At 69.3% G+C, this 22047-nt stretch carries 20 protein-coding genes; 16 read left to right on the top strand and 4 right to left on the bottom strand.

Features of this window, described 5'->3' with window-relative positions; all coding sequences use genetic code 11:
- Positions 1 to 374: 374 nt before the first annotated feature.
- Entirely contained in the window at positions 375 to 1979 is a 1605-nt protein-coding gene (locus ABZ904_RS01445) for an ABC transporter substrate-binding protein (RefSeq protein ID WP_359389623.1), read from the top strand.
- Positions 1980 to 2201: 222 nt separating this feature from the next.
- Here ABZ904_RS01445 and ABZ904_RS01440 read toward each other — a convergent pair whose 3' ends face one another.
- On the bottom strand, positions 2202 to 2873 hold the full coding sequence (locus ABZ904_RS01440) for a response regulator transcription factor (RefSeq protein ID WP_220294710.1): 672 nt from the start codon (positions 2871 to 2873) through the stop codon (positions 2202 to 2204).
- Between the two features lie 14 nt (positions 2874 to 2887).
- On the bottom strand, positions 2888 to 3844 hold the full coding sequence (locus ABZ904_RS01435) for a RecB family exonuclease (RefSeq protein ID WP_361820469.1): 957 nt from the start codon (positions 3842 to 3844) through the stop codon (positions 2888 to 2890).
- A 257-nt stretch (positions 3845 to 4101) separates the two neighbouring features.
- Between ABZ904_RS01435 and ABZ904_RS01430 the strand changes: the two genes are divergently transcribed.
- From ABZ904_RS01430 to ABZ904_RS01420, 3 genes are all read left to right on the top strand, one after another.
- The gene (locus ABZ904_RS01430; protein ID WP_361820466.1) at positions 4102 to 5601 is read left to right on the top strand and encodes a site-2 protease family protein; all 1500 of its coding nucleotides are present in this window, start codon (positions 4102 to 4104) and stop codon (positions 5599 to 5601) included.
- Between the two features lie 109 nt (positions 5602 to 5710).
- Positions 5711 to 6613 (top strand): tRNA (adenine-N1)-methyltransferase, encoded by a 903-nt coding sequence (locus ABZ904_RS01425; RefSeq protein WP_359389633.1) that lies wholly within the window; start codon positions 5711 to 5713, stop codon positions 6611 to 6613.
- 219 nt (positions 6614 to 6832) lie between these two features.
- Positions 6833 to 7408, top strand: a complete 576-nt coding sequence (locus ABZ904_RS01420) for a hypothetical protein (protein WP_361820463.1) — start codon at positions 6833 to 6835, stop codon at positions 7406 to 7408.
- A gap of 118 nt (positions 7409 to 7526) precedes the next feature.
- On the opposite strand, the gene ABZ904_RS01415 is transcribed toward ABZ904_RS01420, so the two are convergent.
- Positions 7527 to 7829 carry a ferredoxin gene (locus ABZ904_RS01415; protein WP_359389639.1) on the bottom strand — a complete coding sequence of 101 codons (303 nt, stop codon included), beginning with the start codon at positions 7827 to 7829 and terminating at the stop codon, positions 7527 to 7529.
- A gap of 248 nt (positions 7830 to 8077) precedes the next feature.
- On the opposite strand from ABZ904_RS01415, the gene arc reads away from it, so the two are divergent.
- The 6 genes from arc (at position 8078) to prcA (ending at position 14184) form a co-directional block, all read left to right on the top strand.
- Positions 8078 to 9844 carry a proteasome ATPase gene (arc, locus tag ABZ904_RS01410; RefSeq protein ID WP_359389642.1) on the top strand — a complete coding sequence of 589 codons (1767 nt, stop codon included), beginning with the start codon at positions 8078 to 8080 and terminating at the stop codon, positions 9842 to 9844.
- A 232-nt stretch (positions 9845 to 10076) separates the two neighbouring features.
- Positions 10077 to 11588 carry a depupylase/deamidase Dop gene (dop, locus tag ABZ904_RS01405; protein WP_359389645.1) on the top strand — a complete coding sequence of 504 codons (1512 nt, stop codon included), beginning with the start codon at positions 10077 to 10079 and terminating at the stop codon, positions 11586 to 11588.
- A gap of 182 nt (positions 11589 to 11770) precedes the next feature.
- Positions 11771 to 11989 (top strand): ubiquitin-like protein Pup, encoded by a 219-nt coding sequence (locus ABZ904_RS01400; RefSeq protein WP_020939002.1) that lies wholly within the window; start codon positions 11771 to 11773, stop codon positions 11987 to 11989.
- Positions 11990 to 12264: 275 nt separating this feature from the next.
- On the top strand, positions 12265 to 12573 hold the full coding sequence (locus tag ABZ904_RS01395) for an endonuclease VII domain-containing protein (protein WP_361820616.1): 309 nt from the start codon (positions 12265 to 12267) through the stop codon (positions 12571 to 12573).
- Positions 12525 to 13370: a proteasome subunit beta gene (prcB, locus tag ABZ904_RS01390; protein ID WP_359389649.1), complete on the top strand. Its 846-nt coding sequence runs from the start codon at positions 12525 to 12527 to the stop codon at positions 13368 to 13370. Before ABZ904_RS01395 ends, prcB begins: the two co-directional genes overlap by 49 nt.
- A 61-nt stretch (positions 13371 to 13431) precedes the next feature.
- Complete coding sequence (gene prcA, locus ABZ904_RS01385; protein WP_359389652.1) at positions 13432 to 14184, top strand: proteasome subunit alpha; 753 nt, start codon at positions 13432 to 13434, stop codon at positions 14182 to 14184.
- 90 nt (positions 14185 to 14274) lie between these two features.
- Here prcA and ABZ904_RS01380 read toward each other — a convergent pair whose 3' ends face one another.
- Positions 14275 to 15288 carry a LacI family DNA-binding transcriptional regulator gene (locus tag ABZ904_RS01380; RefSeq protein ID WP_361820457.1) on the bottom strand — a complete coding sequence of 338 codons (1014 nt, stop codon included), beginning with the start codon at positions 15286 to 15288 and terminating at the stop codon, positions 14275 to 14277.
- Between the two features lie 150 nt (positions 15289 to 15438).
- Here ABZ904_RS01380 and ABZ904_RS01375 point away from each other — a divergent pair, with 150 nt between their 5' ends.
- The 6 genes from ABZ904_RS01375 (at position 15439) to ABZ904_RS01350 (ending at position 22020) form a co-directional block, all read left to right on the top strand.
- Positions 15439 to 16698: an MFS transporter gene (locus ABZ904_RS01375; protein WP_361820454.1), complete on the top strand. Its 1260-nt coding sequence runs from the start codon at positions 15439 to 15441 to the stop codon at positions 16696 to 16698.
- 9 nt (positions 16699 to 16707) lie between these two features.
- The gene (gene pafA / locus ABZ904_RS01370; protein ID WP_359389661.1) at positions 16708 to 18069 is read left to right on the top strand and encodes a Pup--protein ligase; all 1362 of its coding nucleotides are present in this window, start codon (positions 16708 to 16710) and stop codon (positions 18067 to 18069) included.
- 127 nt (positions 18070 to 18196) lie between these two features.
- Positions 18197 to 19198 carry an FKBP-type peptidyl-prolyl cis-trans isomerase gene (locus ABZ904_RS01365; protein WP_359389664.1) on the top strand — a complete coding sequence of 334 codons (1002 nt, stop codon included), beginning with the start codon at positions 18197 to 18199 and terminating at the stop codon, positions 19196 to 19198.
- Between the two features lie 70 nt (positions 19199 to 19268).
- On the top strand, positions 19269 to 19640 hold the full coding sequence (locus ABZ904_RS01360; RefSeq protein WP_359389668.1) for an FKBP-type peptidyl-prolyl cis-trans isomerase: 372 nt from the start codon (positions 19269 to 19271) through the stop codon (positions 19638 to 19640).
- A gap of 356 nt (positions 19641 to 19996) precedes the next feature.
- Positions 19997 to 20974: a WYL domain-containing protein gene (locus tag ABZ904_RS01355; RefSeq protein ID WP_359389671.1), complete on the top strand. Its 978-nt coding sequence runs from the start codon at positions 19997 to 19999 to the stop codon at positions 20972 to 20974.
- A gap of 17 nt (positions 20975 to 20991) precedes the next feature.
- On the top strand, positions 20992 to 22020 hold the full coding sequence (locus tag ABZ904_RS01350; protein WP_359389674.1) for a WYL domain-containing protein: 1029 nt from the start codon (positions 20992 to 20994) through the stop codon (positions 22018 to 22020).
- The last annotated feature ends 27 nt before the right edge of the window (positions 22021 to 22047 follow it).

Raw genomic sequence — 22047 nt, 5'->3', positions numbered from 1 at the left:
CCAGCAGAATGAATTAATACCCGGTCGCGCGCCCGAATTCGGCCGCGTACCGCCCGAGTCGGTAGGTGTGACGTTCACCACGTGCGCGGGGGTCGACAGGGGGACCGGCGTATGCTGTTCCATCCCATTCGTGCCCCCGCGACGCGCCTTTGTGTCCCGATTGATGAGACGCTGCACCAATCCTTCCATGACCGGTTTTCCGGTGCGTCCACAGGCGGTTTCGCAGCGTGATGAGGCCTCAACTCCGGTAGCTGTCAGCGCTCGTGCGTGTGCGGACTAATCTCATCGCGAGAACATGCCACAACCCCCGTGATCCGTAGCGCCACCCTTGCTTGCCGGGTACACGGACTCGACAGCTCTGGAGAAACACGAGCATGAACCGTAAGACTTTGGTGCTGCCGGCGGTCGCTGGTCTGCTCACCCCTGTCCTCGCCGCCTGCGGCGGGTCCAGCAGCGGGGGCAAAAGCGGTGACGCCATCGTCGTCGGTACCACCGACCGGTTCACCGCCTCCAGCGACGCCCCTGCGCCCATCGACCCGGCGTACGCGTACGACGTGGGCACCTGGAACGTTCTCCGGCAGACTGTGCAGACGCTGATGGTGCAGCCCCGCGGCGACGGTGAGCCCGAGCCCGAGGCCGCCGAGAGCTGCGGCTTCACCGACACCGGGAACGAGCGCTACGCCTGCAAGCTGCGCAAGGACCTGAAGTTCTCCAACGGCGACCCGGTGACCGCGGCCGATGTGAAGTTCTCCATCGACCGTGCCCGCGCCATCAAGGCCGAGAGTGGCGTCTTCGCGCTGTTGTCCACCATCGACACCGTCGAGACGCAGGGCGACAGGGACGTCATCTTCCACCTCAAGGTCGCGGACGCCACCTTCCCGTTCAAGCTGTCGACGCCGGTCGCGGGCATCGTCAACCCCAAGGACTACGAGAAGAACAAGCTGCGCAACGGGTTCTCCGTCGACGGCTCCGGCCCGTACACGCTGCAGTCCGAGGTCCAGAACAACGAGATGGTGAAGGCCACCTTCACCAAGAACCCCAACTACAAGGGCCTGCTCACCCCGAAGAACGACAAGGTCGTGCTGCAGCCCTTCAAGGACGCCGACAGCATGGGCAACGCCCTTGCCAAGGGCGACATCGACGTCATGACCCGCACCATGGCGCCGGACCAGATCCGCAAGCTGCAGAACGACACGGCGGGCAATGTCAACCTGGTCGAGATGCCAGGCCTGGAAATCCGCTACCTGGCCTTCAACACCAACGCCCCCTCGGTCAAGAGCACGGCCGTCCGCCAGGCCATGGCGCAGGTCATCGACCGCGGCGCGCTGGTGTCCAAGGTGTACGGCACAGAGGCGCAGCCCCTGTACTCGCTCGTCCCGGCCACCATCACCGGCCACTCCAACGCCTTCTTCAACAAGTACGGCGACCCGAGCGTGGCCAAGGCCCGTGCCCTGCTGACCAAGGCGAACATCACCACCCCGGTGAAGTTGACGCTGCATTACACGACCGACCACTACGGCCCGGCCACCGTCAAGGAGTTCGAGGTGCTCAAGGAGCAGCTCAACGCCAGTGGGCTGTTCGACGTCAGCGTCCAGGGCACGGACTGGGAGCACTTCGTGCCGGCCCAGCGCAAGCTCGCCTACGACGTCTGGGGCATGGGCTGGTTCCCCGACTTCGCGGACGCCGACAACTACCTCGCGCCGTTCCTCGACAAGGACAACTTCCTCAACCTGCCCTACGACAACGGCTTGATCCGCAACAACCTGATCCCGGCGTCCCGCCGCCAGGCCGACCGGCTGAGCGCGTCGAAGAGCTTCACCGAGATCCAGGACATCGTCGCCAACGACGTGCCGATCCTCCCGCTGTGGCAGGGCAAGCAGTACGTCGCCACCCGTGACGACATCTCGGGCAGCGAGTACGCGATGAACTCCTCCTCCACCCTGCAGCTGTGGGAGCTCTCCCGCGGCTCCGGCAGCTGACCTGCTCATGTGAAAGGCCCCCGGGCATCTGCCCGGGGGCCTTCGCTGTGTCCGGAGGCCCTCGCAGTGTCCGGAGGCCGCCACCGGAGGACGGGAAGCACTGAGGGCGCCCCTTGTCGCGCAAGGGGCGCCCTCAGTGTGCAGCTGAAGTCCCGGCATCCGACCCACGACGTCCGGCAGTTGTCGCCGGACGTCCGCGGCCGCTCCGGGAAGTCCGGGCGGCTACTGCGCGCCGGGGCGCACCAGTCCGCTCTCGTACGCGTACACCGCCGCCTGCACCCGGTCCCGCAGACCCAGCTTGGTCAGCACATGACCCACGTGCGTCTTGACCGTGGTCTCGCTGACGAACAGATCGGCCGCGATCTCGGCATTGGACAGCCCGCGCGCCACCAGCTTCAGCACCTCCACCTCGCGTTCGGTGAGGGTGTGCAGCGTGTCCGGGACCGGCTCGTCCCCGGACGGAAGATGCCCCGCGTACTTGTCGAGCAGCCGGCGCGTGATACTCGGAGCCAGCATCGCCTCGCCGGCCGCCACCACCCGGATCGCCTGCACCAGCTCATGGGCCGGAGCGTCCTTGAGGAGGAATCCACTGGCACCGGCGCGCAGCGCCTCCACCACGTACTCGTCCAGATCGAAAGTGGTCAGCACCAGCACCTTCGCCGGGCCGTCCCGCCCCGGCCCGGTGATCTGCCGGGTCGCCTCCACCCCGTCCATCCGGGGCATCCGGATGTCCATCAGAACCACATCGGGCTGCAGGGCACGCACCTGGTCGAGCGCCTGGAGGCCGTCTCCGGCCTCGCCGACGACCGCGATGTCCTGCTCCGCCTCCAGGATCATCCGGAAGCCCGTACGCAGCAGCGGCTGGTCGTCGACCAGTAGGACGCGGATGGCCACGTGAGTCTCCTTCGCTAGTCCGGCCCCATTCTGCCCTGCTCGGTCTCGCCCGATTCGGCCACCCTGACCGGCGGCTGCGACCCGTCGGGGGCAGGCTCCCCGGCCGGCTGCTCGCCGGCCCGTGAAACCGGCAGCGGATAGGGCGGGGGAGTACCACCGAACTCCGGGCAGAAGGCCTGGTGGTCGCACCAGCCGCACAACTTGGTCGGCCGCGGGCGCCAGTCGCCCGTCTCCGTCGCGAGCCGGATCGCCTCCCACAGCGCGAGCAGCTTGCGCTCCACACGTTCGAGGTCGGCGAGCACCGGGTCGTACGTCAGCACGTCACCGCTGCCCAGATACACGAGCTGAAGCCGCCGAGGGACGACCCGCTTAAGGCGCCACACCACCAGGGCGTAGAACTTCATCTGGAACAGCGCACCCTCGGCATACTCGGGCCGGGGCGCCTTGCCCGTCTTGTAGTCGACGATCCGCACCTCACCGGTGGGCGCCACATCGACGCGGTCGATGATCCCGCGCAGCTTCAGCCCCGAATCCAGCTCCGCCTCCACGAACAGCTCGCGCTCGGCGGGCTCGAGCCGCGTCGGGTCCTCCAGCGCGAACCAGCGGTCCACGAGCTGCTCCGCCTCCGTCAGCCAGCGCGCCAGCCGCTCGCCGTCCGGATCGTCCACGAACAGCTCCTCGAGCTGCGGCCTGCTCTCCCGCAACCGGTCCCACTGACCGGGGACCAGCGCCTTGGCGCGCGGGGCGGTCCGCTCGGCGGCCGGCACATCGAACAGCCGCTCAAGCACCGCGTGCACCAACGTTCCCCGGGTGGCCGCCTCACTCGGCTTCTCGGGCAGCTTGTCGATCACCCGGAACCGGTAGAGCAGGGGGCACTGCATGAAATCACTGGCACGGGACGGCGACAGCGACTCCGGGGGCACGGCGGCCACGGCGGACGGCCCGGCGGCGCCGTCGGTGCTGGTTTCCATGACCACAGACCATACGGCCCGCCACTGACAGTGACCCAGCCCGTGCCGGCCGACGCGGGGCGGTCCGGCCGCCCCGGCCGGCAACCGGCCCCATCGCCCCAGGCACCTTTTGGCGAGGGCGGTTCGACCATGCGGCCAGGGGGACAACAGAGAGGGTGCCGGGGCGGAACACGAAGCGACGGCCGCATACCATCGACCACAGACCCTCTCACCCGGCACGACCGGGGCCGGGGAGACGATTCGATCGAGGGGACATCGTGGACGAGACCGGCGGGAGCGGACAGCCGCGCCCCGGCAACGACAGGGCGACCGAACCCGAGTCGAGCCCCACGGCGCACACCGCCGGTCCCGCACGCCCCGAGCAGGACCGGGACCCCGGAGCGAGCCCGGCCCCGGCGGCGGACCACTCCGACGGCCGAACCGCCCCCGAGTCACCCGACGCCCACGCCGACACACCGCCGGCGGACGACCAGCCCTCCGCGACACCGCAGCCCCTCGACTCCGCCGAGACCCCGCCCACCGGAAACCCCGCCGCGCCTTTCCCGGCCCGCAGCGAGGCGCACACCGGCGGCCCCGGCAAGGCCCGCCCGCCACAGCGGCCCAGGGAACCCGGCGGCGGCATCCTCATGGGCCGGCCCTTCGGCGTCCCCGTCTACGTCGCCCCCAGCTGGTTCCTGGTCGCGGCCCTGATCACCTGGGTGTTCGGCGGCCAGCTGGACCGCGTGCTGCCCGAACTCGGCGCCGCCCGCTACCTCGTCTCCCTCTTCTTCGCCGTCGCCTTCTACGCCTCCGTCCTCGTCCACGAACTGGCCCACACCGTCGCGGCCCTCCGCTTCCGGCTGCCGGTGCGCCGTATCCAGCTCCAGTTCTTCGGCGGCGTCTCCGAGATCGAGAAGGAGGCCGACAGCCCCGGCCGCGAATTCGTCCTCGCCTTCGTCGGCCCCCTGCTCTCCCTCGTCCTCGCGGGGATCTTCTACCTCGCCATGCAGCCCGTCCGGCCCGGCACCGTCCCCGGAGTCCTGCTGGCCGGCCTGATGATCTCCAACCTCATCGTGGCCGTCTTCAACCTGCTTCCCGGCCTGCCCCTCGACGGTGGCCGCATGCTGCGTGCCGTCGTCTGGAAGATCACCGGCAGGCCGATGAGCGGCACCGTCGCGGCCGCCTGGGTCGGCCGTGCCCTCGCGATCTCCGTCCTCATCGGACTGCCCCTGCTCACCCAGTCCGGCGCCCTCGGCTCCACCGCCGAGGACAACGTCGGCATGGACACCGTCACCGACGCCCTGCTCGCCGCCATCCTGGCCGCCATCATCTGGACCGGTGCCGGCAACAGCCTCCGCATGGCCCGCCTGCGCGAACACCTCCCCGAACTGCGCGCCCGCACCCTCACCCGCCGCGCGGTCCCCGTCCAGAGCGACACCCCTCTGTCCGAGGCCCTGCGCCGCGCCAACGCCGTCGGCGCCCGCGCCCTCGTCGTCGTGGACGCCTACGGCGAACCGCTCTCCCTCGTGCGGGAGGCCGCCATCGTCGGCGTACCCGAGCACCGCCGCCCCTGGGTCCCCGTCAGCGGCCTCGCCCAGGAGCTCACCGACGGCATGCGCGTCTCCGCGGACCTCGCCGGTGAAGACCTCCTCGACGCCCTGCGCGCGGCCCCCGCCACCGAATACCTCGTCGTCGAGGAGACCGGCGAGATCTACGGCGTCCTGTCCGCCGCCGACGTCGAGCGAGCCTTCGTCAAGGCGATGGCCCGCCCCAACTAAGGGTCCCCATTCCGGGCCTCGTTCCAGGCCACCGCACCCCAGCGGCCCCACCGCCCGGGCGCAGCCGCTCGTGGTCGGCCGCCCCTCCACGGACCGGTAGGCTGGTCACATGTCCGAACCGACCGGTGCCGCCCGCCGTCGCGGGCCCTTCAAGGTCGGGGACCAGGTACAGCTGACCGACCCCAAGGGCCGCCACTACACGTTCACGCTCGAAGCCGGGAAGAACTTCCACACCCACAAGGGTTCCTTCCCGCACGACGAGCTGATCGGTGCTCCCGAGGGCAGCGTTGTCCGCACCACCGGGAACGTCGCCTACCTCGCGCTGCGCCCCCTGCTCCCCGACTACGTCCTGTCCATGCCCCGCGGGGCGGCCGTCGTCTACCCCAAGGACGCGGGGCAGATCCTCGCCTTCGCCGACATCTTCCCCGGCGCACGCGTCGTGGAGGCCGGCGTCGGCTCCGGCTCGCTCAGCAGCTTCCTGCTGCGCGCCGTGGGCGACCAGGGCATGCTGCACAGCTACGAGCGCCGAGCGGACTTCGCCGAGATCGCCCAGCAGAACGTCGAGCGCTACTTCGGCGGCCCCCACCCCGCCTGGCAGCTCACCGTCGGCGATCTCCAGGACAACCTGAGCGACACCGACGTCGACCGCGTCATCCTCGACATGCTCGCCCCCTGGGAATGCCTGGAGGCCGTCTCCAAGGCACTGGTACCGGGCGGCATCCTCTGCTGCTACGTGGCCACCACCACCCAGCTCGCCAGGACCGTCGAGTCCATCCGCGAGATCGGCTCCTTCAACGAGCCGACCTCCTGGGAGACGATGATCCGCAACTGGCACATCGAGGGCCTGGCCGTGCGCCCCGACCACCGCATGATCGGCCACACCGGCTTCCTCCTCACCGCCCGCCGCCTCGCCGACGGCGTCGAGCCGCCCATGCGCCGCCGCCGGCCCGCCAAGGGCGCCTATGGCGAGGACTACGCGGGCCCCAACGCCGACGGAGGCGACGGCCGCTGATCCGGCCTTTGCCCAGGCCAACGGACGAGCGCCGTGGTCGAGTTACCGGAAAACTCCCGGAACTCGGCCACGGCGCTCGTCCGTTGAGGCCGCGGCGCCGCTCACCCCCCGGCCAGAGCCCCCGACGGAAGTGCTCCCCCGCCGTTCCCCCGCACTGTGACGTGTGGCACTATGCGGGACACCCCCACCGGCACAGCTCTCACAGGAGACACGTCTCGCGTGCAGCACTCCGTCGTTCCGGAACTCGCTCACACCTCGCCGCGCCCCATCCACTGGGTCGCCACGGCCACCGCGATATCCGGTGTCATCGCCATGTCCCCGGTGCTGCAGCCCGGCTCCGCGAGGGCGACTCCGCCTCACCCCGGGAGCACGACGGCCTCGGCCGGCATCGCGGCACCCGACCCGGCCAAAGCCGACTTCCCGCTCGACTGCGGCCCCGCCAGACTCCTCGTCCACAAGAAGGCCACCGGCGACCTCGACGGCGACGGCCGCCCGGAAACCGTCGCCGTCGTTCACTGCGACGCCGCCATGGGGACCCCGCCCGACGGCGTCTACGTCCTCACCCAGGCCGCCGACGCCACCAGCCCCCGCATCGTCGCGACTCTCGTCGACCCCAAGGACCGCTTCACGGTCACCGACTTCGCCGTCCGCGACGCCGCCGTCACCGCCACGCTCCTCGGCTACTCCGCGGCCGACATACCCAGTTGCTGCCCCGACGTGAAGACCCCCGCCAAGTGGCAGTGGAAGGGCGGCGCGTTCGTCCGCTCCACGCCCTCCGGCGCACGCAACGTGTGACGTCGCACTCCCGGCCGCCGACACACACCGTCGCGTGACCGTCAGGAGGCGGGCACGCGACGGGACGGCGAACCCGGTGTGAGAAGAAAGACATGAATGACGCTACGTCCTCATGGGGTCACTCCGCGTCAGGCCCGTAGATCTCCGCCTTGTCCGAAATTCGACGTACGTGAATGCACTCGCCCGGACACTCCCGTGCCGAGTCCACCACGTCGGTGAGAAGGGGCAGCGGCACGGGCGTTGCAGCCCCCCTGGCCTGCAAAAGCTCCTCGTCAGCGCCCTTCACGTAGGCCAGACCGTCGATGTCCAGCTCGAAGACCTCAGGCGCGTACTGGGCGCAGATCCCGTCACCGGTGCACAGATCCTGATCGATCCAGACCTCCAGCGCCTCGCCGTCGACTCCGGCCTGCTGCACGATCATCTCCCCTGCCGATTTCCTGCGCAGAGCCGTCCCCGGGAATCCGGCCAGCTCTGACGGGTGTTGAACACCGTGAGCCTACCTGCGGCGGCTTCCCAATCATGTTCGGTGGGTATTCCCCTGGCGTGAGGGAGAGCGCAAGGGTGAAGATCGGACACACCTCGACAGTCTTTGTGATCTAGGGGTTTCAATCGACACCCACCCAGGTAGGGTCTGGAAGCGTCCAGCTCCCCTTGGAGGAGGTGAGGACCGTGGCAGCCCACGACGACGACATGAACCGCGGCATCCGCCCGGGGCGAGGGTCCGACGACCCTGCCGGGCAGATCGCCTACCTTGAGCAGGAGATCGCCGTCCTGCGACGCAAGCTCGCCGACTCTCCGCGACACACGAGGATTCTCGAAGAGCGGATCGTCGAGCTGCAGACCAACCTGGCCGGCGTGTCCGCACAGAACGAACGACTCGCCAACACGCTCCGTGAGGCCCGCGACCAGATCGTGGCCCTCAAGGAGGAGGTCGACCGGCTCGCACAGCCGCCGGCCGGCTTCGGTGTGTTCCTGCAGGCGATCGAGGACGGCACGGCCGACATCTTCACCGGTGGCCGCAAGCTCCGGGTGAACGTCAGCCCCAGCGTGGAGCTCGACGAGCTCCGCCGCGGCCAGGAAGTGATGCTCAACGAAGCGCTCAACGTGGTCGAGGCCATGGAGTTCGAGCGGGTCGGGGACATCGTCACCCTCAAGGAAGTCCTCGAGGACGGCGAGCGCGCCCTGGTGCTCGGGCACACCGACGAGGAACGGGTGGTACGGCTCGCCGAGCCGCTGCTGGACGTCACCATCCGTCCCGGCGACGCCCTCCTGCTCGAACCCCGCTCCGGCTACGTCTACGAGGTCGTTCCGAAGAGCGAGGTCGAGGAACTCGTCCTCGAAGAAGTGCCCGACATCGGCTACGAGCAGATCGGCGGCCTCGCCGGTCAGATCGAAGCCATCCGGGACGCGGTCGAGCTCCCCTATCTCTACCCCGACCTGTTCAAGGAGCACGAACTGCGGCCGCCCAAGGGTGTCCTGCTGTACGGGCCCCCCGGATGCGGAAAGACGCTCATCGCCAAGGCCGTCGCGAACTCGCTGGCCAAGAAGGTCGCCGAGGTGACCGGCCAGGCCGCGGGCAAGAGCTTCTTCCTCAACATCAAGGGCCCCGAGCTGCTGAACAAGTACGTCGGTGAGACCGAGCGGCAGATCCGCCTCGTCTTCCAGCGCGCCCGTGAGAAGGCCAGCGAGGGCACCCCCGTCATCGTCTTCTTCGACGAGATGGAGTCCCTCTTCCGCACCCGCGGCTCCGGTGTCAGCTCGGACGTGGAGAACACCATCGTCCCCCAGCTGCTCGCCGAGATCGACGGTGTGGAAGGCCTGCAGAACGTGGTGGTCATCGGCGCCTCCAACCGCGAGGACATGATCGACCCCGCCATCCTGCGGCCCGGCCGGCTCGATGTGAAGATCAAGATCGAACGTCCGGACGCCGAAGCGGCCAAGGACATCTTCGGGAAGTACCTCACCGAGAGGCTCCCGCTGCACGCCGAGGACGTCGGCGAGCACGGAGGCGACAAGTCGGCCACTGTCCACGGCATGATCCAGACCGCCGTGGAACAGATGTACGCCGAATCGGACGAGAACCGCTTCCTCGAGGTGACCTACGCCAACGGCGACAAGGAAGTCCTCTACTTCAAGGACTTCAACTCCGGCGCCATGATCGAGAACATCGTCGGACGCGCCAAGAAGATGGCGATCAAGGACTTCCTCGAACACAACCAGAAGGGCCTCAGGGTCTCCCACCTCCTCCAGGCGTGCGTGGACGAGTTCAAGGAGAACGAGGACCTGCCCAACACCACCAACCCCGACGACTGGGCCCGGATCTCCGGAAAGAAGGGCGAACGGATCGTCTACATCCGTACCCTCATCACCGGAAAGCAGGGCGCAGACACAGGACGCTCCATCGACACGGTGGCCAACACCGGTCAGTACCTGTAACAGCTGGGGCGGCTGCGGGTGCCCTCACCGGGTACCCGCAGCCGACTGCTTTTCGGGCACGGCTGGAGCAAGGCAATGACGCAAATGATCTCCCCACCAGCGCAAAGGCGTTCTAGGCTCTTCGTACCGCCGCGTCGCGCCGTGCGGGGACGGGCACCGCACGCGCACCGGAGCACCAGCGGTATCTGAGCGCCGCCCCCGACCGAGGGCGCCGCCGGGCAAGGAGGGCCGCATGACCGTACGGCGAGTAATGGGCATCGAGACGGAGTACGGCATCTCCGTCCCCGGGCACCCCAACGCCAATGCCATGCTCACCTCGTCCCAGATCGTCAACGCCTACGCGGCGGCGATGCACCGGGCCCGCCGGGCCCGCTGGGACTTCGAGGAGGAGAACCCGCTGCGGGACGCGCGAGGCTTCGACCTCGCACGCGAGGCCGCCGACGCCAGCCAGCTCACCGACGAGGACATCGGCCTCGCCAACGTGATCCTCACCAACGGGGCACGGCTCTACGTCGACCACGCGCACCCCGAGTACAGCGCCCCCGAGGTGACCAACCCCCGCGACGCCGTCCTCTGGGACAAGGCCGGCGAGCGGATCATGGCCGAAGCCGCGGAACGGGCAGCCCAGCTCCCCGGCGCCCAGCCGATCCACCTCTACAAGAACAACACCGACAACAAGGGCGCCTCCTACGGCACGCACGAGAACTACCTGATGAAGCGGGAAACCCCCTTCTCGGACATCGTGCGCCACCTCACCCCGTTCTTCGTCTCCCGCCAGGTCTTCGCCGGCGCCGGCCGCGTCGGCATCGGCCAGGACGGACACGAACACGGGTTCCAGCTCAGCCAGCGCGCCGACTACTTCGAAGTCGAAGTGGGCCTCGAGACGACCCTCAAGCGCCCCATCATCAACACCCGCGACGAACCGCACGCGGACGCCGAGAAGTACCGCCGCCTGCACGTCATCATCGGAGACGCCAACCTCTCCGAGATCTCGACCTACCTGAAGCTGGGCACCACCGCCCTGGTCCTGTCCATGATCGAGGACGGCTTCATCGCGGTCGACCTGGCCGTCGACCAGCCCGTACGCACCCTGCACCAGGTCTCGCACGACCCCACCCTCAAGCGCCTCGTCACCCTCCGCAGCGGCCGGACGCTCACCGCCGTCCAGCTCCAGATGGAGTACTACGAGCTCTCGCGCAAATACGTCGAGGAGCGCTTCGGTGGGGAGGCCGACGAGCAGACGAAGGACGTCCTCACCCGCTGGGAGGACACCCTCAACCGCCTGGAGCGGGACCCCATGAGCCTCGCCGGCGAACTCGACTGGGTCGCCAAACGGGAACTCATGGAGGGCTACCGGCGCCGTGACGGCCTCGACTGGGACGCCGCCCGGCTCCACCTGGTCGACCTCCAGTACGCCGACGTACGCCCCGAGAAGGGCCTCTACAACCGTCTGGCGGCGCGCGGCAAGATGAAGCGGCTGCTGTCCGAGGACGACGTCGAGCGGGCCCGTACGAAGCCCCCGGAGGACACCCGGGCCTACTTCCGCGGACGCTGCCTCGAGCAGTACGCGGACGACGTCGCGGCGGCCTCCTGGGACTCGGTCATCTTCGACCTGCCCGGCCGTGACTCCCTGCAGCGGGTGCCAACCCTGGAACCGCTTCGCGGAACGCGTAATCACGTCAAGGAGCTCCTCGACCGCTGCCGTACGGCGGAGGACCTGGTCAGGGTCCTGTCAGGCGGCTGACCGGCCCGCACGGGCGGTCCCGGCCGACCGGGGTGTAAATCCCGGCGGCCGGGAATCATCGAGGTGGCCCCCGTACGTTGGAGTAACTGCGGGGCCGATGTCGGACCGGGATTGTAGGGTCTGATCATCACCGATCGGCAGGAATGCCGACCATGTCGGGCGAACTGAGCGGGGTGACGGTTATGGCGACCAAGGACACCGGCGGCGGACAGCAGAAGGCGACGCGCTCCACGGAGGAGGTCGAGGAGCAGGCCCAGGACGCGCAGGCCTCGGAGGACCTCAAGGAGCGGCACGAGAAGCTGAGTGACGACGTGGACTCTGTCCTCGACGAAATCGATGATGTGCTCGAGGAGAACGCAGAGGACTTCGTTCGGTCATTTGTCCAAAAGGGTGGGGAATAGCACCACGTGTCCGATTTGGGTGCCGGGGAGAACTGCCCGGCATGCAAGCGGATTCTCCCCACCAGCGCATTCGCGGCGAACACGTCGAAGCTCGACGGGCTTGAGGACCGTTGCCGCGAATGCGGGGCAGTGGCGTACCGGCGCCGCCGTGAGGCTCAGGGCAGGACGGCGCGTGGATCGGGCGTTCCCGCAAGGCACAAGCACCGCCTGGGGTGTGACGAGGGCAAGGAGCGAGTGGCATCGGAACGCAACCGCCGTTGTCCACGCGCTGCCAGGTGTTCAGGGCCGCGACGCGGCGCTCCGACCGTTCGAAGCGTCAGTACGGCATCACCGAAGCCGGACGCGACGAGTTGATCGCCTCCCGCAGAGGCGTCTGCTGCATATGTCCAACGGCCCTGGCAACGCATGTGGATCACCGTCACAACACGGGTAGGGTCCGTGGCGTACTGTGCTTCAGCTGCAATGCCGCACTGGGGCAGTTCAAGGGTCGGCCCGACGTCACACGGCGGGCTGCGACATACCTGGAAGGAAACGCGTGGAAGCCAATCCTCGTAGCACCGGGCGTCTACCAGCTGCCTTCCTGACGCCTGGGTCGTCGTCCTTCATGGACTTCCTGTCCGAGCACCAGCCCACGCTGCTGCCCGGCAACCGGCAGCTGCCACCGACTCAGGGCGTGATCGAGGCCCCGCACGGCACGACCATCGTATCCGTGACGTTCCCCGGCGGTGTGGTGCTCGCCGGTGACCGCAGGGCGACCATGGGCAATGTGATCGCGCAGCGCGACATCGAAAAGGTGTTCCCCGCGGACGAGTACTCGGCGGTCGGGATCGCCGGCACGGCGGGTCTGGCCGTGGAGATGGTGAAGCTGTTCCAGCTGGAGCTGGAGCACTTCGAGAAGGTCGAGGGTGCGCAGCTGTCCCTGGAGGGCAAGGCGAACCGCCTGTCGACCATGATCCGTTCCAACCTCGGTATGGCCATGCAGGGCCTGGCCGTGGTGCCGCTCTTCGCCGGTTACGACGTGGACCGGGAGAAGGGCCGTATTTTCTCGTACGACGTGACGGGCGGCCGCTCCGAGGAGCACGGATTCGCGGCCACGGGCTCCGGGTCGATCTTCGCGCGCGGCGCCATGAAGAAGCTTTTCCGTGACGAGCTGACCGAGGAGCAGGCCACCACCTTGGTGGTCCAGGCCTTGTACGACGCGGCGGACGACGACTCGGCGACGGGTGGTCCCGATGTCGCCCGCCGGATCTATCCGGTTATCACCGTGATCACCGAGGACGGTTTCCGCCGGCTCACCGAGGACGAGGCGGGTGACCTCGCCCGTGCGGTTCTGCAGCGTCGTCTGGAGGAGCCGGACGGTCCGAAGGCCGCCTTGCTCTGACGCCGGCCCTGGTTGTGGTGAAGGTGATCGTGTGACTTCGACAGAAAGGGACGGGTAACCGGTGTCGACGCCGTTCTATGTCTCCCCCCAGCAGGCCATGGCCGACCGGGCGGAGTACGCCCGCAAGGGCATCGCGCGGGGCCGCAGTCTGGTCGTGATGCAGTACGCCGACGGCATCGTGTTCGTCGGGGAGAACCCGTCCCGTGCGCTGCACAAGTTCAGTGAGATCTATGACCGGATCGGTTTTGCGGCGGCCGGTAAGTACAACGAGTACGAGAATCTGCGGATCGGCGGTGTCCGGTATGCCGATCTGCGGGGCTACACCTACGACCGTGACGATGTGACCGCTCGGGGCCTCGCCAACGTGTATGCCCAGACGCTGGGCACGATCTTCTCGAGTGCGGCGGAGAAGCCGTACGAGGTGGAACTGGTGGTCGCCGAGGTGGGGGAGACCCCGGAGGGCGATCAGATCTACCGTCTGCCGCATGACGGGTCGATCGTGGACGAGCACGGTTCGGTGGCGGTCGGTGGCAATGCGGAGCAGATCAGCAGCTTCCTGGATCAGCGTCATCGGGACGGTATGACGCTGGCGGAGGCGTTGAAGCTGGCCGTTCAGGCTCTGTCCCGTGACACGAACGGCAGCGAGCGGGAGATTCCCGCGGAGCGCCTGGAGGTTGCGGTGCTGGACCGTACGCGGCCGCAGGCGCGCAAGTTCAAGCGGATCGTGGGCCGTCAGCTCTCGCGTCTGCTGGCGGCGGACGGTGTGGCGACGGCTGCCGAAGCGGAGGAGGAGTCCTCCGAGGACGAGGAGTGATCGTCGGCGTCGCACTGTGAGGGTGCGGCGCGGCGTGGTGAGCCATGCAGTGCGCCCCGGCCGGGAACGGCCGGGGCGCACTGCTGTGTGTCAGGGGCGTGCAGGGGCGGTGGAGCCCCGTACTACGAGTTGGACGGGGATGTCGCCCTGTTCCGGGGTACGGCCTTCGAGGACGGCGAGGAGGGCTTGCATGCCGCGTTCCCCGAAGAGTTCCGCGTCGAGGCGGACGGTGGTGAGTTCGGGGTCGAGGGCGGTGGCGAGGGCGAGGTCGTCGAGGCCGGTGACGGAGAGGTCGTCGGGGATGCGCAGGCCGAGGCGGCGGGCGGCCTTGTAGGCGCCGGCGGCGAGTTTGTCGTCGTCGCAGACGAGCGCGGTGGGGCGGGGGCCGGGGGCGGCGAGGGCGGCTTCGGCGGCGGCGAGGGCGTCGTCGATGGAGATGGGTGCGCGGGCGGCGGCCAGGCTGGTGCCGGGGACCTTTGCGAGGCGTGCGGCCAGTTCGCGGGCTCGTACGTCGAAGGTCCAGGAGGGGATGTCGGCGGCGAGGTGGAGGAATCGCCGGTGGCCGAGGGCGAGCAGGTGGTCGGCGACCTGGCGTATGCCGTCGGCGATGTCGAGGTTGACGGTGGCGGCTCCCAGGCTGCCCCGGGGATCGCTGTCGAGCATGACGAGGGGGAGCTGGTCGCCGCGGATGACGCTGAGGGCGTCGGCGGCCATGGAGGAGGCGATGACGCCGTCCAGTGCGGCTTGTGCGGAGTGGAAGGGGTCTTTGGCGGGGCCGACGCCCTCGGGTGAGGGGTAGAGGACGACGCCGAATCCGTGTTCGGCGGCGACGCGGGCGGCGCCGGTGTAGACGCCGGCGAAGAATTCGGTGGTGAGGGCGGGGACGACGAGGAGGACGGTGCGGGTGCGGCCGAGGCGCAGGTTCCGGGCGGCGAGATTGGGGCGGTAGCCGAGTTCGCGTGCGGCTTCGCGTACTCGTTCGGCGGTGGTCTCGGAGACGCGGCCGCGCCATTTGTCGCCGAGGACGAGGGAGACGGCGGCCTGGGAGACGCCGGCGGCCTGGGCGACATCGCGGCTGGTGGGTCGCGTGCTACCTGGTGCCACCGTGGGCCTGCTCTTTCGTCTGGACTCCTGGACAGCGCACATGGTACGTATGGCGGAGGACGTTATACGTACAACGTCACGGGTCACCGGCACGGCGGAGCTCGCGGAAGTCCGGGGACGGCAGGCGATGGAGCAGGAGAAGGGGCGGGCATGACCGCGGGTTACCTCGAGATCCTCCGGGAGAGGCATGCCGCGCGCCTGCTGGTCGGGACGCTGGTGGGCCGGTTGCCGAACGCGACCGCGGCGATCGCGGTGGTGCTGTTCGTGCGGGCCGAGGGCGGCACCTACAGCCTCGCCGGTGCGCTCGCCGCGGTGTATGGGGTGGCGAACGCGGTGGGCCAGCCTCTGCTCGGCCGTCTCGTGGATCTGCGCGGGCAGCCACGGGTGCAGCTCCCGGCCGCGGTGGTCTCCGCCCTCGCGATGACCGGGTTCGCCCTGACGGGCGTCGAGCCACCCGGATGGGCGTATGCCGCCGTGGCGGTCGCCGGGCTGTTCACGCCCCCTCTGGAGGGCGGTCTGCGTGCTCTGTGGCCGGTCGTGCTGCGCCGCAAGGAGCAGGTGCCCACGGCGTACGCGATGGACGCCGTCGCCCAGGAGGTGATGTTCACCGTCGGCCCGCTGCTGGTGACCGTGTGCGCGGCCGTGTGGTCCGCCCGGGTGGCCCTGGTCGTACTCAACGTCATCGGCGTCCTGGGGGCGCTGTCGGTCGTCGTCTCGCCGCCGTCGCGCGGGTGGCGCTCGGCGCCCCGTGAGGCGCACTGGCTCGGTGCCCTGCGTTCGCGGGGGCTGCTGGCGCTGCTCGGCGCGTTCCTGTCCGTGGGGATCGCGCTGGGCTCCATCACGGTGGCGGCCGTCTCGTACGCCGACGGTCACGGCGGCGACGGGGTGTACGGCTGGCTGATGGCCGCTCTGGGGCTCGGGGCCCTGGTCGGAGGCACCGCGTACGGGGCGCGGCGCTGGTCGGGTGCGCCGGAGCGGCGACTGCGCGTGCTCGTGGGGCTTCTGGCGGTGTGTTATCTGCCGCTGATGCTGATGCCGGGTGTGGTGGCGATGGTGCTGCTCACGGCGCTCGCGGGGGTGTTTCTGGCGCCTTGTATCGCCTGTGCGTTCATCATCGTGGACCGGCATGCGCCGAGCGGGACGGTCACCGAGGCGTTCTCGTGGCTCGTGACGACGTTCACAGTGGGGGCGTCGGTCGGTACGGGGCTTGCGGGGCCGGTCGTGCAGGCGGGCGGCGCGCTGTGGGGGTTCGCGCTGCCGGGTGCCGCCGGGGCGGTGTCCTTGCTGGTGCTGCTGGCGGCGGGGCGGGTCCTCGCAGCTCCCGCTGGGGGTGCGGTGGTTGCAGCTTCACCGGAAAATGATCCAAACCGTGCTGTCGAACCTCGTTTCAGCTCGGGGGATCGGGCGTAATGTTCACTCATGGACCGCCGCATTTTCGGGCTGGAGAACGAGTACGGCGTCACGTGCACGTTCAGGGGACAGCGCCGCCTGTCGCCTGACGAGGTGGCGCGGTACCTCTTCCGCCGTGTCGTGTCATGGGGCCGCAGCAGCAATGTGTTTCTGCGGAATGGTGCCCGCCTGTATCTCGACGTGGGCTCACATCCGGAATATGCGACACCCGAATGTGACAACGTGATCGAACTGGTCACTCACGACAAGGCCGGTGAGCGCATTCTCGAAGGGCTCCTGGTCGATGCCGAACGCCGCCTGCACGAGGAGGGAATCGCGGGCGACGTCTATCTCTTCAAGAACAACACCGACTCGGCGGGCAACTCCTACGGTTGCCACGAGAACTACCTGGTGGCGCGGCACGGCGAGTTCTCGCGGCTGGCGGACATCCTGATCCCGTTCCTGGTCACGCGGCAGCTGCTGTGCGGCGCCGGCAAGGTGCTGCAGACGCCGCGGGGTGCCGTGTACTGCGTGAGCCAGCGCGCCGAGCACATCTGGGAGGGCGTCAGCTCGGCGACGACGCGTTCCCGGCCCATCATCAACACGCGTGACGAGCCGCACGCGGACGCCGAGCGCTACCGCCGCCTGCATGTCATCGTGGGCGACTCGAACATGTCCGAGACGACCATGCTGCTCAAGGTCGGCGCGACCGACCTGGTGCTGCGCATGATCGAGGCGGGCACGGTGATGCGGGATCTCACCCTGGAGAACCCGATCCGGGCGATCCGCGAGGTCAGCCACGACATCACGGGCCGCCGCAAGGTGCGCCTGGCGAGCGGTCGTGAGGCCTCCGCCCTGGAGGTGCAGCGCGAGTACTACGAGAAGGCCGTGGACTTCTGCGAGCGCCGCGGGATCCGTACGGGCATCGTGGAGCAGGTCCTGGAGCTGTGGGGCCGCACGCTGGACGCCATCGAGGCGGAGGACCTGGACCGGATCGGCACCGAGATCGACTGGGTGATGAAGTACAAGCTCATCGAGCGGTACCGGGCCAAGCACAACATGACGATGTCGCATCCGCGGGTCGCTCAGATAGACCTCGCCTACCACGACATCCACCGTCGCCGCGGCCTGTACTACCTGCTGGAGAAGAAGGGCCAAGCCACCCGGATCTGCAACGACTTGAAGATCTTCGAGGGCAAGTCGGTTCCTCCGCAGACCACTCGGGCCCGGCTGCGCGGCGACTTCATCCGCCGGGCGCAGGAACAGCGCCGTGACTTCACGGTGGACTGGGTACATCTGAAGCTCAACGACCAGGCACAGCGCACCGTGTTGTGCAAGGACCCGTTCCGGTCGGTGGACGACCGGGTGGAGAAGCTGATCGCCGGAATGTGAGGAGGCGTTCCCCGGATATCGCCGGAACGCAACGCGGGCGTCGCACGTTTGCCGTGCGGCGCCCTCCTCACGTCGTAGAGTTGCGCGCACGCCATCAATCAAGATCGACCGATTACGAGGCCCCACCGTGCGCCGACGTTCACTCCTCCTTGCCGCCCTGCCCGCCGGACTGGTCACGCTCGCCGGATGCGGCGGCGGGTCCGGCAAGAGCAAGGCCAGCGCAAGTCCGTCCCCGACGGCGCCCGCCACCTCCGCCGCTCCCTCGCCGAAGATCGTCGAGGGGCCGATGCCGGCCATCACCTCGGGTACCAAGTTCGGCGAGAAACCGATCATCGCCAAGGGGCCCGGCGCCCCGCCGCAGGACCTGGCGGTCAGGACGGTGATCCCGGGCACCGGCCAGCCGGTCGCGGAGAACGACTACATCCAGGCGAACTACCTGGGCCAGATCTGGAGCACGGCCAAGGTCTTCGACAACTCCTACGACCGCAAGACGCCGCTGGTGATCCAGCTGGCCCCGGGCGGCATCATCGACGGATGGCGGTATGCGCTGCCGGGCAAGAAGGTCGGCAGCCGGGTGGAGATGGCCGTGCCCCCGACCTGGGGGTACGGCGCGCAGGGCAATACCCAGGCGGGTATCAAGGGCACCGACACGCTGGTCTTCGTGGTGGACATCGAGAACGCCTTCAACGGGAAGAGCTCCGCGAAGGGCACGGCGGTCCCGCAGAACAGGGCGGACCTGCCGAAGGTGGGCACGAACACCGACGGCAAGGCCCCCTCCATCGATGTGCCGAAGACGAAGGCCCCGACGGGCCTCGTGTCGAACTACGTGCTGGAGGGCGACGGCCCGGCGGTCACGGCGGACAGCACGGTGCTGGTGCAGTACAAGGGCGTGCTGTGGGACACCGGCAAGGAGTTCGACTCCACGTACAGCCGAGGCCAGCTCGCGTCGTTCTCGCTGCAGCAGGTCGTCAAGGGCTGGGCCGAGGGGCTGACCGGCAAGAAGGTGGGCAGCCGTGTCCTCATCGTCGTCCCGCCGAAGCTGGGGTACGGCGACAACCCGCCGCCCGGCAGCAGCATCAAGAAGGACTCCACCCTCGTCTTCTCGGTCGACATCCTGGCGAAGATGTAACGCCTTCAGGGATGTGAGAGTGTCGGAGGTGCCGCAATGGCCTCAACACGAACTAGCAGGAGCTATTGACGTGAGCATCGACAAGCCCGAGATCGACTTCCCGGGCGGCGAGCCCCCGGCCGACCTCGAGATCAAGGACATCTGGGAGGGTGACGGCCCGGAGGCCAAGGCGGGCGACACCGTCTCCGTCCACTACGTGGGCGTGGCCTTCTCCACAGGCGAGGAGTTCGACGCGTCCTGGAACCGCGGCACGCCGCTGAAGTTCCAGCTCGGTGTGGGTCAGGTCATCAAGGGCTGGGACCAGGGCGTGCAGGGCATGAAGGTCGGCGGCCGCCGCCAGCTGACCATTCCGGCACACCTCGCCTACGGCGACCGTGGCGCGGGCGGCCGGATCAAGCCCGGCGAGACTCTGATCTTCGTCTGCGACCTGGTCGCGGTCTGATCCGGGGCCCGGTCACCTTCCTGCGGTCACTCTCCTCCCGGATCCCCTGAGCGGTGATCCGGGGGCGGGTGACCGCCGCCCCACTGGGTGCGCCCGCCGCCGCGTCGGGCGTGTCGCGTCGGGCGCGGACCGGTCGCCGCGCGCCGGTGGTCAGGGTGCGGCCGATACGCCGGATCCGGCCGGGGCGGGCGTCGTCGGACCGGGGCCGGTCGCCGTACGACGGCGGCACGGTGCCCGACCGGAAACGATCATCTGAGGCCCAAGCCTGTGCGGGCATGGGCCTTCGGCTTTTGCCGGGGCACCCGCGAGCGGTACGGTCGTCGATCGTAAGCATCATGGGGAGGCGAAGGGCGTCGATGGCCATTGCCAAGGCCGAGCGGCTGATGAACCTGGCGCTGTGTCTGCTGGGGACGCGGCGGCCGCTCAGCAAGCGGGAGCTGCGCGAGTCCATCGAGGCGTATGTCGAGGCGTTCGGGCCGGAGAAGGGCACGGGCGGGTCCGACGACTCCTTCAACCGCATGTTCGAGCGCGACAAGGACGACCTGCGCGAGCTGGGCCTGGTCATCGAGACCGTGGAGAACCTGGACGGCGAGGTCGGCTACCTCGCCCGCCGTGACAGCAACCGCCTCCCGCCGATCACGCTGGACGCCGAGGAGGCCGCCGCGCTCGGTCTGGCCGCCAAGGTCTGGCAGCAGGCCCGCCTCGCCGGAGCCGCGAGCGGCGCGCTGCAGAAGCTCCGCGCGGCCGGACTTCCCGAGGACGTCGACCCCTACGAGGCCCACGGGGCGCTGGAGCCGCGCATCCCGGTGCACGAGGCCGCGTTCGAGCCGCTGATGCTCGCCTGCCGCGACCGCCGCCCGGTCGCCTTCGACTACCGCAAGGCCAACGCCGCCCGCCCCGAGACCCGGCAGGTCGAGCCCTGGGCGCTCGAGTGCTGGCGCGGCCACTGGTATCTGGCCGGCTGGGACCGCGACCGGGGTGCCGAGCGCGTCTTCCGGCTCTCCCGGATCACCGGCAAGGTGCGCAGCCGCGGCGGCGGCTTCACCGCGCAGGTGCCCGACGTGGTCACCGTCCGTGAGACCGTGGCGAGCTGGGCGGGGGAGACGGCCGACCGCACGGCCCGGATCCGGCTGCGCACGGACGCGGGGTACCCCCTTCGTGCGAAGGCCACCGCCGTGCGGGAACTCGGCGACGGCTGGGACGAGTTGGAGATTCCGTACGGGCACGGCCTGGACGCCTGGCTGGTCGAGTTCGGGCCGGACGTCGTCGTCCTGGAGCCGGCGGAGCTCCGTTCCGACGTCGTGGACCGGCTGCGCGCCGTGGCCAAGGGCTGAGGGGGAGAGGTACGACAGTGGCAGCCAAACCGGCCAGACCGGCCAACGCCATCGACCAGACCCGGCGGATGCTCTCCCTGGTGACCTATCTGCGCGAGCGCCCCGGCGCCCGGATCGAGGACGTCGCCCGGGCCTTCGGGATCACCGAGGACGAGCTGGTCTCGGACCTCGATGTGCTGCCGATGTGCGGCACCAGCTTCCGGGGCGGCGATCTGCTGGACATCGACACCGACGGCGAGCGCATCTGGTGGCACAACCCGGCCGCGCTCGGCGCGGAGGCCGCCGAGCCGCTGCGCCTGGCGGCCGACGAGGCGACCGCGCTGCTGGTGGCCGCGCGGGCCGTGGCCACCCTGCCGGGTCTGCGGGAGAGTGACCGGCAGGCGCTGCTGCGGGCCACCGCCAAGGTGGAGACCGCGGCCGGTGAGGCGGCGGGGGCCAGCTCGCGGCTCTCGGTGACCTTCGAGTCCGAGGGCGGGGTCTTCGCGGACGTCGACCGGGCCATCTCCGAGCGCCGCCGCCTGTGGATCCGCTACTACTCGCCGGCCCGGGACGAGGTCACCGAGCGCGAGATCGACCCGATCCGCCTGGTCAGCGTGGGCCACACCTATGTGGAGGCGTGGTGCCGCCGCTCGGAGGCGCGGCGCACCTTCCGGCTGGACCGGGTCGCCGAGATCAGGATTCTGGACGAACCCTCGGCGCCTCCGGAGGTCGAGCTGCGCGACCTCTCCGAGGGACTCGTCCAGCCCGCCGCCGAGGACCCCGAGGTGGTCGTCGAGGTCGGTCCGGGTGGTCGCTGGGTCGCCGAGTACTACCCGCACGACAGCGCGGATGAGTTGCCGGACGGCGGGCTGCGTATCACCTTGCGGACCCCGGATCCTGCGTCGCTGCGCCGGCTGGCACTGCGGCTCGGGCGCGACGGACGGATCGTGTCGCCGCAGGACCTCGCGGACAGCGCCCGCCGGGCGGCGGCCGAGGCGCTCGAGGCGTACGACAGGCCGGACGGGGTTCAGGACGGGCTGTACGACAGGCAGGAGCAGGGGCTGTGAGCACGTCGGCGAAGTCTGGAACTCCCG

Origin of the sequence: Streptomyces sp. NPDC046900, from assembly GCF_040644975.1 — a bacterium.
Lineage (GTDB): Bacteria > Actinomycetota > Actinomycetes > Streptomycetales > Streptomycetaceae > Streptomyces.
Note: the sequence above shows the minus strand (reverse complement) of the source record. Positions and strands in the feature narration are given on the sequence as shown.

Bases quoted from the DNA above. Each gene is read 5' to 3' on its own strand.
- ABZ904_RS01445 (WP_359389623.1), top strand. From the start codon at position 375: ATGAACCGTAAGACTTTGGTGCTGCCGGCGGTCGCTGGTCTGCTCACC.
- dop (WP_359389645.1), top strand. From the start codon at position 10,077: ATGACCGTACGGCGAGTAATGGGCATCGAGACGGAGTACGGCATCTCC.
- ABZ904_RS01425 (WP_359389633.1), top strand. From the start codon at position 5,711: ATGTCCGAACCGACCGGTGCCGCCCGCCGTCGCGGGCCCTTCAAGGTC.
- pafA (WP_359389661.1), top strand. From the start codon at position 16,708: ATGGACCGCCGCATTTTCGGGCTGGAGAACGAGTACGGCGTCACGTGC.
- ABZ904_RS01415 (WP_359389639.1), bottom strand. From the start codon at position 7,829: ATGATCGTGCAGCAGGCCGGAGTCGACGGCGAGGCGCTGGAGGTCTGG.
- ABZ904_RS01355 (WP_359389671.1), top strand. From the start codon at position 19,997: ATGGCCATTGCCAAGGCCGAGCGGCTGATGAACCTGGCGCTGTGTCTG.
- ABZ904_RS01435 (WP_361820469.1), bottom strand. From the start codon at position 3,844: ATGGAAACCAGCACCGACGGCGCCGCCGGGCCGTCCGCCGTGGCCGCC.
- ABZ904_RS01400 (WP_020939002.1), top strand. From the start codon at position 11,771: ATGGCGACCAAGGACACCGGCGGCGGACAGCAGAAGGCGACGCGCTCC.
- ABZ904_RS01375 (WP_361820454.1), top strand. From the start codon at position 15,439: ATGACCGCGGGTTACCTCGAGATCCTCCGGGAGAGGCATGCCGCGCGC.